Genomic DNA, 13200 nt, shown 5'->3' with positions numbered 1-13200 from the left:
TGGGTCACCGCTTGGTGGTTGTATCATTCTAGATAAAGATTCGAGATTTCAGGTTCGAGAACCATTATCTAGCGTGACAACAAGTTACAAACATACGGGCGTGTGAGTTTCCTCATACGCCCGCATCATAATCAAGTTAAGTCAGAATCAAGAATTACTTCTTGTCGTCCTTCACTTCTTCAAATTCAGCATCAACAACGTCATCTTCTTGCTTAGGCTGTTCACCTGCTTCAGCGCCTTGTTGTGCTTGAGCTTGCTGCTGAGCGATTTCCATCAGTTTTTGAGCTGCAGTCATAAGTGCTTGAACTTTCGCGTCAATCGCTTCTTTGTCTTCGCCTTTACGCGCTTCTTCTAGCTCAGAGATAGCTGCTTCAATCTTCTCTTTTTCGTCAGCTGGAAGTGCATCACCTGCCTCTTCAACTTGCTTACGAGTACCGTGAATCATTTGGTCAGCTTGGTTACGTGCAGTTGCTAGCTCTTCGAACTTTTTGTCCGCTTCTTTGTTCGCTTCTGCTTCTTGAACCATTTTCTCGATGTCTTCATCGCTTAGACCGCCAGAAGCCTGGATAGTGATCTTCTGCTCTTTACCCGTCTGCTTGTCTTTCGCAGATACGTGTAGGATACCGTCCGCATCTAGGTCGAAAGTTACTTCGATTTGTGGCATGCCACGTGGTGCAGGCTGGATGCCCTCTAGGTTGAATTGACCTAGAGATTTGTTGTACATCGCTTGCTTACGCTCACCTTGAAGAACATGGATAGTTACCGCATTCTGGTTGTCTTCTGCTGTAGAGAAAACTTGGTTCGCTTTTGTTGGGATAGTGGTGTTCTTCTCAACTAGCTTAGTCATTACGCCGCCCATAGTCTCGATACCTAGAGACAGAGGAGTAACGTCTAGTAGCAGTACATCTTTCACATCACCCGCAAGTACACCACCTTGAACTGCAGCACCCATTGCTACTGCTTCATCAGGGTTCACGTCACGGCGAGCTTCTTTACCAAAGAACTCAGCAACTTTCGCTTGAACCATAGGCATACGAGTCTGACCACCCACTAGGATTACGTCAGTGATGTCACCTACAGATAGATCAGCGTCAGCCAGAGCAACTTTTAGCGGCTCAAGAGAACGTTGTACTAGGTCTTCAACTAGAGATTCTAGTTTCGCACGAGTAACTTTAACGTTCATGTGCTTAGGACCAGTCGCATCAGCAGTTACGTAAGGTAGGTTTACGTCTGTTTGAGTCGTAGAAGAAAGCTCGATTTTCGCTTTTTCTGCGGCTTCTTTAACACGCTGCATTGCTAGAGGATCAGTTTTAAGGTTGATACCTTGCTCTTTCTTGAACTCGTCAACTAAGTAGTTGATCATGCGGTTATCGAAGTCTTCACCACCAAGGTGAGTGTCACCGTTAGTTGCTAGAACTTCAAACGTTTTCTCGCCTTCAACTTCATCGATTTCGATGATAGAGATATCGAATGTACCACCACCAAGGTCGTATACCGCGATAGTGCGGTCGCCACCTTTCTTATCAAGACCGTACGCAAGCGCTGCTGCTGTTGGTTCGTTGATGATACGTTTAACTTCTAGACCTGCAATACGGCCAGCATCTTTAGTTGCTTGACGCTGAGCATCGTTAAAGTAAGCAGGAACTGTGATAACCGCGCCAGTTACTTCCTCACCAAGGAAGTCTTCTGCAGTTTTCTTCATTTTCTTCAGTACTTCCGCAGAAACCTGAGGAGCCGCCATTTTTTGGCCTTTCGCTTCTACCCAAGCATCACCGTTGTCAGCCTTAACGATTTTGTAAGGCATGATTTCGATGTCACGTTGTACTTCTTCGTCTTCAAAACGACGACCGATAAGACGCTTGATTGCAAATAGCGTGTTTTCAGGGTTTGTAACTGCTTGACGTTTTGCAGGCTGACCTACTAGCGTCTCACCATCTGTGTACGCAATTACCGATGCTGTGGTACGCTCACCCTCAGCGTTTTCAATTACGCGTGGTTTGTCGCCGTCTAGTACAGCAACACATGAGTTAGTAGTACCTAAGTCAATACCAATGATTTTACCCATCAGGCTATCTCCGAATAAATTTCTATTTTCGTTTCGCTATATCCCCTATGTGGGGATGGAGAATCGGGTTTCAACCCTTGCTCACAAACAAAAATAATGATGTTTGCTTCTCTATGCCCAATAGATAAGGGCGGCAAATGGCTTTTCAAGGGAGCAAACAAAAAAAAGTGAAAAAAGATTTGTTACTTAAAAAACAAAAGCGAGCCTTTGGGCTCGCTTGTAATCGTATTGATTTCAAAGATTAAGCATTCGCTTGCGCAGGTTTTGCTTCAACTTTTTCTACCTTGCCGATTTCGCCTTCCGTTTTTGCAACGATAGTGTTGACGGCAGTGTCGCCCACAACGTTAGACGATGTACAGAACATATCGTTGATACGGTCAACAGCAGCAATAATTGCCAAACCTTCTGGTGGAAGACCTAGTTGGTGAAGTAGAACACCGACCATAACCACACCACCACCTGGAACACCGCCAGCACCAATAGATAGAAGCAAGATAGTCAGGCCGAGAGTGAATACATCTGCAGTGTTGATTGGTTGACCAAATGCGTTAGCAACAAAGATAGTCGCCAAAGCGATGTAAATAGAGACACCAGACATGTTCATTGTCGCGCCTAGTGGTACACCAAAACCTGCCACTGATTTCGACACATTGAGTTTTTCAGTCAGAGTGCGCATGGTGACTGGAATTGTCGCGTTCGAGCTTGCTGTTGATAGCGAGAACAGGATCTGCTCACGAGTCGCACGTAAGAATGCTTTTGGAGAAGTTCCAGTCGCAATACCTACTGCCATTGGGTAGAACACAAAGATCCAGAACACTAGCATAGCCACAACAAGTGCAACGTAGCCAGCAACAGACATTAGTGTGTTTGCATCTAGAGTTGCACCTAGTTGAATCATCAGCGCAAATACACCGTATGGCGCAAGGCTCATCACGAGACCAACTAGCTTCATCATGATTTCGTTCGCCATCTTGAACGTACGAATCGCAGGGCCGCCACGTGAATCTAGCGCTTGAATTGCAAGGCCAGTCAAAATTGCCATAAAGATGATTTGTAGCATGTCACCGCTTGCAAACGCCTGAACAGGGTTGCTTGGCACGATGTTAACAACCAGCGAGAAAATATCTGGGGTTTCTGTAGTGGTTAATTTAACCGCTTCAGAGACAGTCCCAGCTAGATTAGCGTCTGCACCTGGTTGGAAAATCAGACCAACAGTCAGCGCTGCAGTAATCGCGATAATGGTGTTTACAATGTACAAAGCAAATGTTTTACCACCTAAACGACCAAACGCAGTAATGTCTTTTAGATCAACAATGCCACACACAATTGAAACGTACACTAAAGGAACAACAAGCAGTTTAATCAGTGAAACAAACATACCGCCAGCACCTTCAGCAGCGCCTAGAAGGTAAAAGTCAAAAAGGGCAACGCCACTAAATAAGTACTGGATAGCTGTACCGATCAGAAGACCAGCAAACAAGCCTACAAAAATCTTGCTTGAAAGCGATTTATCCATCATTCATCTCCAGAATGTTGTGTTTGTAATTTATGGTTTTATAGATTATTCCGCCACATTTACCGGCGGAGTTCGCACATAGTACACACAAACGTTACAAAATAAAGACTTTGTTTACGATAATGTTACAAGTTTCAAATTGGAAATTAATTTCTCAATAAAGATACATTTACGAATAATTCACTAAATCAACTATTTATAAAGCGGTATGCAATCTGGTCTGACAGGATAAAAAAAGAGAGGCGAATGCCTCTCTTAAGATAAGTAAAATTAGTGACGGGTCTAAAGACTATTTCGCAACCATAACCATTGCAGGGCGGATCACGCGACCATTTAATTCATAGCCTTTCTGCATCACAAACATCACTGTATTCGATTCGTGATCTGGACTTTCTTGAATTGACATCGCCTGATGCATTTCTGGATTGAACGCTTCGCCTTCAGGATTGATCTCTTTCAGACCGAACTTAGAAACCGTATCGACAAATGTTTTATGTGTCAGCTCTACCCCTTCAAGCAGCGGCTTGACTACTTCATTTTCGGTATCTGCTGCTTGAATTGCGCGCTCTAGGTTATCAATAACAGGAAGCAGCTCTTCAGCAAACTTGTTCAGCGCATACTTACGAGCTTTGTCGATTTCACCCTCTGTACGACGGCGCATGTTTTCAACTTCAGCTTTGGCACGTAGTACACTGTCTTGCTGCTCTTGAACTTTTGCTTCGCTTGTCAGTAGCGCAGCTTCCAGCTGAGCAATCTTAGCGTCTTTCTCATCACCAATTTCTTCTAGTTCAGCTTCTACCTCTTGTGCAGCCGCTTCAACCTTCTCTGCTTCTTCGATGATTTGATCTAGCTCTTCTTCAGTAACTTTGTTTTCTTCGTTGCTCATGATATCTCCAGAACTCAACTTTATCCGGCTCCCAGCAAATCACATTTATTACGCTGAGAGACACAAAAATTCGCATAAATAGCTAACTTGCCATTATTATGGGGATGAAGATTGTCGAATCAAGCCTATTTAGTGCGGAAAACTTATGAAAAAACCTTTTGAAGTGATCGCCATCATTGGAAAACCAAGAGATCAGCAAGCGATAGCGACTCATCGCGAGCTCTATACCTGGCTTCAAAGTGAAGGTTATAAAGTGTATATCGATGACAGATTAAGAGAAATTTTGAGTGATATCCCTAGTGATGATTTTGCTAGCCTGATTCAACTTGGTCGCATCGCTGATTTAGCCATCGTTGTTGGTGGCGACGGTAATATGCTTGGTGCGGCAAGAGTCTTGTCACGCTTTGATATTTCCGTCATTGGCGTAAATCGAGGGAATTTAGGCTTTTTAACCGATCTCAATCCAGAAGAATTTAAAACCGCTTTATCTAAAGTGCTGAGCGGTGAGTTTATTGAAGAGCAACGTTTTTTACTCGAAGCAGAAGTGCACCGTCATGGCCAAGTAAAGAGCCATAATGCCGCGCTTAACGAAGCCGTACTTCATCCGGGGCAAGTTGCACACATGATTGAGTTTGAAGTTTATATCGATGACAGCTTCGCTTTCTCGCTGCGTGCCGATGGCCTTATTGTCTCGACACCAACCGGCTCCACAGCTTACTCTCTTTCTGGTGGTGGTCCGATTCTATCACCAAGCTTAAACGCGATATCTCTCGTTCCTATGTTCCCTCATACCCTATCAAGCCGACCATTGGTGGTCGATAGCAAGCGTCAGATCAAGTTAGTGGTTTCGCCAGATAACAGAGGTACACTCGAAGTTAGTTGTGACGGTCAAGTCTCGCTCCCAGTGTCTCCGGGTGACGAAGTTCATATCTATCAAAGTCCGAATGTACTGCAATTGATTCACCCGCAAGATTACAGCTACTACCATGTTCTGCGAAATAAACTCGGCTGGTCGAGTCGCTTATTCTAGTCGTTAAGTGCGCAACGGCAGGACAGATACTTTGTCCTGTCATTGCTGATGTTAACCACGTACGTGAGACGTTTGCTAAGCAAAACCCTATCAAACCATTCAGCTAATATTTGTTTCGCGTTCATATCGCCTTCCCCCTGCTGCCATAATGTCGTTGTTTTATGTCCATCCCCTTACCAGCGCATATGCAGATCTAGATGGGTGAGGAATAAATTCAGTTACTCCTACTCGTCAACCGCAGCGCTACAAGATGAACTTATTTGCAGCCAGCAAGGTTCAGATCCGCTTCACAAAAATCTCGACGCATAACTTTACTGTATAAAGAAACAGTATATACTGTTCACATACACAGTATTGTTCATTTAAACAGGTACAACAAAATGCTGGCTCATCTAAGTGTTAATAATTTTGCAATTGTTAAGTCTCTACAGCTAGAGCTATCCAAAGGAATGACAACCATCACAGGTGAAACTGGCGCTGGTAAATCCATCGCCATTGACGCTCTCGGTTTGTGTTTAGGCGGGCGCGCGGAAGCCAGCATGGTACGTCAAGGTGAAGAAAAAACCGAAGTAAGTGCCGCTTTCTCGTTAGAGAGCAACATTAACGCCACACGTTGGTTAGAAGACAATGATCTGCTCGATGGTAGCGACTGTATTCTTCGTCGCATCATCAACAAAGAAGGGCGTTCGCGAGCATTTATTAACGGTAGCCCCGTTCCTTTGTCGCAACTAAAATCATTGGGCCAACTGCTGATCAATATTCACGGTCAGCATGCGCACCACCAGTTGATGAAAAGCGAATATCAAATGGCGATGCTTGACCAATATGCCGGACACTTAAACCTGCTAAAAAGTACCCGCAGTGCCTACCAACATTGGCGTCAGGCAGACAATAACCTTAAGCAGCTAAAAGAAAACAGTGCCGCCAATCAGGCACAAAAGCAGTTGCTTGAGTACCAAATCAAAGAGTTAAATGAACTCTCTCTTGGCGAGGAAGAATATGAACAACTCGAACAAGAACACAAACGTTTATCCAACAGCGGTGAGCTTGCCTCTACCTGCCAACAAGCGATCGAGCTTATTTACGAAGGTGAAGAAGTTAACGCGCTTGGTATTTTGCAATCAGCCAATCACTCCTTAATCCAATTGGCAGAATTGGATGCAAAACTCGCAGAGCTACCCAACATGCTGGCAGAAGCAATTATCCAAATCGAAGAAGCCAATAGTGAGCTGCGTAATTATTTAGACAATGTTGATGTCGATCCTGCGCGTATGGCATATGTAGAAGAGCGTTTCTCCAAGGTAATGTCGATAGCAAGAAAACACCATGTTATGCCCGATGAGTTGTATCAGCATCATCAAGATTTGTTAGCGCAAATAGATGCTCTTGATTGCTCTGACGAACGCTTAGAGTCGCTTGAGCAAGAAGTCGAAAGCAAATATCAAAGCTTTCTAACAACGTCAGAAAAACTGAATAAATCGCGCAATCGCTATGCTAAAGAGCTTAACAAGCTCATTACTGCCAGCATGCACGAGCTGAGTATGGAAAAAGCGCAGTTCCGTATCAAAGTTTCGAATCAAGGTACTCACCCATCTCCACTGGGTATGGATACGGTTTGCTTTGTTGTTTCCACGAACCCTGGGCAACCAATGCAGCCGATAGCCAAAGTCGCATCTGGGGGCGAGCTATCACGTATTTCGTTAGCAATACAGGTCATTACTGCTCAGAAAGTTGACACACCAAGCCTCATTTTCGATGAAGTAGATGTCGGCATCAGCGGCCCGACAGCGGCTGTGGTCGGTAAGATGTTACGTAAACTGGGCGAATCAACTCAAGTATTGTGTGTCACTCACTTGCCGCAAGTCGCGGGTTGTGGACATCAGCAACTCTTTGTTGCTAAGCAAACCAAATCAGGTAAGACAGAAACACAAATGCACCGTTTAGACAACGAACAACGTATCTCTGAGCTGGCACGCTTGCTCGGTGGCAGTGAAATTACTGACTCAACACTTGCTAATGCTAAAGAGCTGCTCATCGCTGCCTAAGCGCTATGGTATCGAGTCAAAGTTCCTTTCAAAGTAGAATTTTGACTCGACTTTGCAACCAAATTCAAAAATAACGGTCATAAACAATTCAAAATGCTCTCAGCTTTTTACTTTAGCGTCGCGCTTGTTTATTATCGGCTGAGTTTGATTTTTATCAGTTACAAGAATTTAAGTATGCAATTGAAAAAGTGGCTTATCGCTGTACCACTCGCTATGACAATGCTGACGGGCTGCTCGCTATTAGAAAAGTTGGTTTACCGCATTGATATCAACCAAGGCAATTATGTAGAACAAACTGCAGTTGATCAGTTGAAATTTGGCATGACGAAAGAGCAAGTACGCTATGTAATGGGTTCCCCAATGCTGGTAGAAAATGGTTACCCTGATACTTGGTACTATATCTACCATCACACTGAAGGCCATCATGACTCGATCCAGAAAAACCTTATCGTCAACTTTAACGGTGATGGTCAGCTAGTCAATGTCGTCGGTGATTTTCCAGCCAGTAACGATTTCTTCGAAAGTATTAACTAACGACAAGTAAGATATTTTTAAGGGTTGGCATTACGCCAACCCTTTTGTTTTCTGAGCGAGTAGTGACTAGTCTTCCTTACGTAACTGATTTTTCTTGCCACCCGTCACTGGATCGGCAGAACCTTCAGCTTTGGCTTGTTCTGCGCGCTTGCGTCGGATCTCTTTAGGATCGGCGAGCAGTGGACGATATATTTCAATACGGTCTTTATCACTTAAGGTAGTATCGAGCTTAACATTGCGGCTAAAGACACCGACTTTATTTTTTTCAAGATCAATCTCTGGATATAGTTCCATCACTCCTGACTGAGCGATAATCTCTTCAACCGTCATAGCTTGATTGACCACAAGGTTAAACACCCTCTGCTCGTGTGGCAAAGCGTACACGACCTCAACGTGAATCATTTCAGACTCAATACTCATAGGCTGGGTACACCTGTTTTGCACGCTTAGTAAAAGCATTAACCATATTGCTCGTTAGCTCATTAAAGATTTTGCCAAACGCCATTTCGATCATCTTACTTGAAAATTCAAATTCAAGTTTAAGTTCAACTTTACATGCCTGATCATCCAAAGGAGTGAAGAACCAACCACCCTTTAACGTTTTGAATGGCCCATCCACCAAACTCATGATAATGGCTTCGCCATCCACCAACTGATTTGATGTAGTAAACGTTTTACTAATCCCTGCCTTTGCAACATCAACGGAAGCCACCATCGCACTTGTAGTTGATTCAATCACGCGTGATCCGGAGCATCCAGGCAAAAATTCTGGGTAGCTAGCCACATCGTTGACTAAATTGAACATCTGCTGGGCACTAAATGACACCAAAGCAGAACGACTCACTTGCTTCATCTTGACTCCTCATAACAACCGCTTGATCTTCAAGCTTGATGCAATTTTACTTTTATTTGCACTCAGCGCAAATAAAGGGATTTCCTAACTTAATTCCTAGCCGTATAATGCAGCCACTATGGCAAAGAAAAAATCAAAACAAAAAGCGGGTAGCAATACCATCGCTGTCAATAAGAAAGCTCGCCACGAATTTTTCATCGACGATGAAATCGAAGCTGGCTTGGAGCTTCAAGGCTGGGAAGTTAAAGCCCTTCGCCAAGGCAAAGCCAATATCGCAGAAAGCTATGTATTTATGCGTGATGGCGAGGCCTTTGTGAGTGGCATGACCATTACCCCTCTTAATCAAGCATCGACACACGTGGTGGCGAACCCTACGCGTGTGCGTAAACTACTCATGAGTCGCCGCGAACTTGATAACCTGCTTGGTCGAATCAACCGCGAAGGTATGACACTTGCTGCGTTATCGCTCTATTGGTCTCGCTCTTGGGTCAAGATGAAAATCGGTGTCGCGAAAGGTAAAAAACTTCACGACAAACGTACTGATCTGAAAGAAAAAGATTGGGCTCGCGAAAAAGCGCGCGTAATGAAAAGCTCGCTGCGTTAATATTGAGCACTTAAACGCACAAGTCTAGACAGGTTATACTTTTCTGGTACTATGCGAAGAACACTTTGGGGCTGATTTAGGATTCGACAGGAATTTTGCAGTCTGAGGTGCATGCCGTGGGGCGGTTGGCCACGTAAAAAGCCGCAAAAAAATAGTCGCAAACGACGAAAACTACGCACTAGCAGCTTAATAACCTGCTCAGAGCTCTCTCGCCCTAGCTTCCGCACGTAAGACGGGGACCAACGAGGGATCAAACCCAAACGCGCTAGCCCGGACTCTCCCGCCTGAGAGATGAACGGCGAAGTTTAATTCAGGATAGTCATTCATTAGCGTGTCGGTTCGCAGGTGGGTGGTGAACTTAAAGATCGACTAAGCATGTAGTACCAATGATGAATGATTTTTGGACGCGGGTTCAACTCCCGCCAGCTCCACCAATTCATAGTTTAAAGACGTCCTAGGGCGTCTTTTTTCTTGCCTGTAACAACCAAAAATCAACAACTTAGCGTCCATTAGCATCCAAGGACGTCTCACTACTTCTTTGATCTTTGGGTACACAACAGGGTACACTGGTTTTAATGAGTTAATCTGGTGTACCCAACATGGCAAAAATAACTACTCGTCTAACAGACAAAGATATCAAATCAGCGAAGCCCAAGGACAAAGAATACAACTTGTTTGATGGTGATGGCCTTCGATTACGTATCAAGCCTAACGGTTCAAAACAGTGGATCTTTAACTACTACAAACCCATTACAGGAAAACGAGCAAACCTTAGCCTAGGTAGATATCCAGACTTATCTCTTGCCAATGCTCGTAAAAATGCAATGGCAGCCAGAGAGCTACTAGCTCAGGGGATTGATCCTCAAGAAGAACGAAAACGCCAAGAACTCGTTCACAAAGAAATCTACGAACATACCTTTGCCAAAGTCTCTGAAGATTGGTTCAACCTCAAAAAGCACGAAGTCACTCCAGACTATGCTGTCGATATCTGGCGCTCACTAGAACTTCATGTATTTCCGCAAATAGCGAATACACCAGTAAAAGATATCGATGCCCCACTCGTTATTGATCTACTTAGACCTATCGAAGCAAAAGGCAGCCTAGAGACGGTTAAACGCTTATCTCAACGCTTAAATGAAATAATGAATTACGCGGCAAACTGTGGTCTTGTAAAAGCGAATCCATTAACAGGTATTCGAGCCGCTTTCAAAAAGCCCAAAAAAGAAAACATGGCAGCACTAGCACCAGATGAACTACCAGAGCTAATGGGAGCTATCGCCAATGCCAGTATAAAGCGTACTACTCGTTGTTTAATCGAGTGGCAACTACACACTATGACTCGACCTTCTGAAGCCGCAGGCGCTAGATGGGATGAGATTGAGTGGGAAGAAAAGATATGGACCATTCCAGCCGAAAGAATGAAAAAAAGAAGAGAGCACCGCATCCCGCTCACAGAGCAGATGCTGGCGCTATTAGAAGTAATTAAGCCGATAAGCGGCCACCGTGAATACATATTTCCTTCAGATCGCGATCCGAAGAAACCATGTAACAGCCAAACGGCAAATATGGCTCTAAAACGTATGGGTTTTGCGGGAAGATTGGTTAGCCACGGTCTGCGGTCTCTCGCAAGTACTACACTCAATGAACAAGGTTTTGACCGTGACTTGATCGAAGCGTCACTGGCACACGTTGATGATAACCAAGTGCGTAGCGCCTATAACCGGACAGACTACCTTGAACGCCGCCGCCCTATGATGAGCTGGTGGAGCGGGCATATAGAAGAGGCCGCCAAAGGCAGTCTATCTGTTACAGGGACCAAACAATTAAAAGTTATCTAACTACTTAAATAGACCAAAAGGGGCTAAAGCCCCTTTTTATTCTACTTAATATCACCTAATCCAACAGCGACATCTTTAAATGCGGCTAATGCTGCTTCTAAATGATCGATGATTTCTTGCTGAAGTATCTCAGGAGAAGGAAGATTATCGAGATTATCCAAGCTATCATCTTTAAGCCAGAACACATCAAGGCTAGCTTTGTCGCGATTAATGAGTTCATCGTAGCTATAGTACTTGAAACGATTTGTCTCTATGCGTTGATGACGATTTTCAGGGTTATAACACTGAATAAACTCTTTCAAATCGCTTAGCATCATAGGACGTTGCTTAAGGGTAAAGTGCTTGTTGGTTCTTAAATCGTAAAACCAGATCCCTTTGGTATGCACTTTTTCATCACGTGGAGCGTTATCAAAGAACACTACGTTCGCTTTCACACCATTGGCATAAAAGATCCCTGTCGGTAGACGTAAAATAGTGTGCACATCGCAATTACTTAACCATTTACGGCGAATACGCTCCCCTGCTCCCCCTTCAAATAAAACATTATCAGGTAATACGACGGCTGCTTTACCAGTGTCTTTTAAACTCGCAACAATATGCTGTAAAAAGTTAAGCTGTTTGTTGGTTGTGGTCGCCCAAAAATCTTGGCGCTCATAGGTCAAGGCTTCTTTGTCTTCACCACCCTCAGCATTGGTAATCGTCATGCTGCTTTTTTTACCAAAAGGTGGGTTGGCTAAAACGTAATCAACCTTATCTTCGCCTTTGAGAGGTGTCAACAAAGCATCTGCACGCTCCACCTTCGGCTCACCATCAATACTGCCAATATTGTGCAAAAACAAATTCATTAAACACATGCGGCGAGTTGAAGGCACAATTTCATTACCAAAGAAAGTGTTATCACGTAAAAACTTTACTTGGTCTTTGTTGAGCTTGGATTTAGCAATCGTACTACTGTTGTCTTTTGCTGGGTTCCAGTGGCTCATACCTTTTTCAATCCACTGTGTATCACCATAAGTGATCCAGTCACAGGCACTCAAAAAGAAGCCGCCCGTACCACAGGCAGGATCTAAAATCGTTTTCTTAGGCTCAGGGCGCACACACGCAAGCATAGCATCAATGAGTGGGCGCGGCGTAAAGTACTGGCCAGCACCACTTTTAGTATCTTCGGCGTTCTTTTGTAGTAAGCCTTCGTATAAATCACCTTTGGCATCGGCATCAAGGCTGATCCAGCTCTCTTCGTCAATCATTTTGACAATGCGAGACAGCTTGGCGGGATCAGGAATTTTGTTTTCTGCCTTGTAAAAAATCGCACCAAGCATACCTGGTGCATCACCAAGTTTTTTTAAAATCCGACGGTACTGATTTTCTAATGCTTCTCCGGTTAGACCCACCAGAGACTCCCAATCATAACCGCTGGGTACTTGGGTTTTGCGTGAGTATGGCGGCAATGAGTATTCATGAGCCATTTTGAGAAACAGTAAGAAAGTTAGCTGCTCTAAGTAATCACCATAGCCAACACCATCATCACGTAAGGTATGACAATAGTTCCAAACTTTTTGTACTAATGCGGGGGCGTTCATTTCTACTATCCAAACATACAAACTGACAGCACTAGGGATTGCAGCTGTCTAAAGGGGCAATATTATACCGATTTTTGGCAGAATTTATTGTCTCTTTTGCCGTTATTCAGCGGCTTAAACGGCTCTGCCTATTTTTTTGAACATAATGAAAACAAAATCCGTTTACCAATACATCATGACTAGCAAGACATAACCCACTGTTGCCATTCATTATTTGATCTGAATTGGAACTGTAATGGTCAACTAAAT

11 protein-coding genes and 1 other RNA gene are annotated in these 13200 nt (G+C 44.0%); 6 read left to right on the top strand and 6 right to left on the bottom strand.

The features are described from left to right. Window positions 1-154: 154 nt before the first annotated feature. The 3 genes from dnaK to grpE all read right to left on the bottom strand — a co-directional run bounded on the left by dnaK (window position 155) and on the right by grpE (window position 4467). Window positions 155-2065: a molecular chaperone DnaK gene (gene dnaK / locus TW81_RS00420; protein ID WP_045953757.1), complete on the bottom strand. Its 1911-nt coding sequence runs from the start codon at window positions 2063-2065 to the stop codon at window positions 155-157. A gap of 241 nt (window positions 2066-2306) precedes the next feature. After that, a complete protein-coding gene (locus TW81_RS00415) occupies window positions 2307-3581 on the bottom strand; it encodes a dicarboxylate/amino acid:cation symporter (protein WP_045953756.1) in 1275 nt (424 codons plus the stop codon). 289 nt (window positions 3582-3870) lie between these two features. Next, the gene (grpE, locus tag TW81_RS00410) at window positions 3871-4467 is read right to left on the bottom strand and encodes a nucleotide exchange factor GrpE (RefSeq protein ID WP_045953755.1); all 597 of its coding nucleotides are present in this window, start codon (window positions 4465-4467) and stop codon (window positions 3871-3873) included. Between the two features lie 145 nt (window positions 4468-4612). On the opposite strand from grpE, the gene nadK reads away from it, so the two are divergent. From nadK to bamE, 3 genes are all read left to right on the top strand, one after another. Then, window positions 4613-5497: an NAD(+) kinase gene (gene nadK, locus TW81_RS00405; protein WP_045953754.1), complete on the top strand. Its 885-nt coding sequence runs from the start codon at window positions 4613-4615 to the stop codon at window positions 5495-5497. A gap of 380 nt (window positions 5498-5877) precedes the next feature. Then, window positions 5878-7542 (top strand): DNA repair protein RecN, encoded by a 1665-nt coding sequence (gene recN, locus TW81_RS00400; protein ID WP_045953753.1) that lies wholly within the window; start codon window positions 5878-5880, stop codon window positions 7540-7542. A gap of 174 nt (window positions 7543-7716) precedes the next feature. Beyond that, window positions 7717-8076 (top strand): outer membrane protein assembly factor BamE, encoded by a 360-nt coding sequence (bamE, locus tag TW81_RS00395; RefSeq protein WP_045953752.1) that lies wholly within the window; start codon window positions 7717-7719, stop codon window positions 8074-8076. A 66-nt stretch (window positions 8077-8142) separates the two neighbouring features. Here bamE and TW81_RS00390 read toward each other — a convergent pair whose 3' ends face one another. Both TW81_RS00390 and TW81_RS00385 read right to left on the bottom strand, forming a co-directional pair. Further along, window positions 8143-8496 (bottom strand): RnfH family protein, encoded by a 354-nt coding sequence (locus TW81_RS00390; protein ID WP_045953751.1) that lies wholly within the window; start codon window positions 8494-8496, stop codon window positions 8143-8145. After that, on the bottom strand, window positions 8486-8929 hold the full coding sequence (locus tag TW81_RS00385; protein WP_045953750.1) for an SRPBCC family protein: 444 nt from the start codon (window positions 8927-8929) through the stop codon (window positions 8486-8488). Before TW81_RS00385 ends, TW81_RS00390 begins: the two co-directional genes overlap by 11 nt. A 118-nt stretch (window positions 8930-9047) precedes the next feature. On the opposite strand from TW81_RS00385, the gene smpB reads away from it, so the two are divergent. The 3 genes from smpB to TW81_RS00375 all read left to right on the top strand — a co-directional run bounded on the left by smpB (window position 9048) and on the right by TW81_RS00375 (window position 11371). Further along, complete coding sequence (smpB, locus tag TW81_RS00380) at window positions 9048-9533, top strand: SsrA-binding protein SmpB (RefSeq protein WP_045953749.1); 486 nt, start codon at window positions 9048-9050, stop codon at window positions 9531-9533. Window positions 9534-9600: 67 nt separating this feature from the next. Then, window positions 9601-9967: a transfer-messenger RNA gene (gene ssrA / locus TW81_RS18905) on the top strand. A 165-nt stretch (window positions 9968-10132) separates the two neighbouring features. Beyond that, window positions 10133-11371: an integrase domain-containing protein gene (locus TW81_RS00375; RefSeq protein ID WP_045953748.1), complete on the top strand. Its 1239-nt coding sequence runs from the start codon at window positions 10133-10135 to the stop codon at window positions 11369-11371. A gap of 41 nt (window positions 11372-11412) precedes the next feature. Here TW81_RS00375 and TW81_RS00370 read toward each other — a convergent pair whose 3' ends face one another. Beyond that, window positions 11413-12951, bottom strand: coding sequence for a class I SAM-dependent DNA methyltransferase (locus TW81_RS00370; protein ID WP_045953747.1), 1539 nt, complete (start codon window positions 12949-12951; stop codon window positions 11413-11415). Window positions 12952-13200: the final 249 nt, after the last annotated feature.

Source organism: Vibrio galatheae (assembly GCF_000967545.1).
GTDB classification, from domain to species: domain Bacteria; phylum Pseudomonadota; class Gammaproteobacteria; order Enterobacterales; family Vibrionaceae; genus Vibrio; species Vibrio galatheae.
Note: the sequence above shows the minus strand (reverse complement) of the source record. Positions and strands in the feature narration are given on the sequence as shown.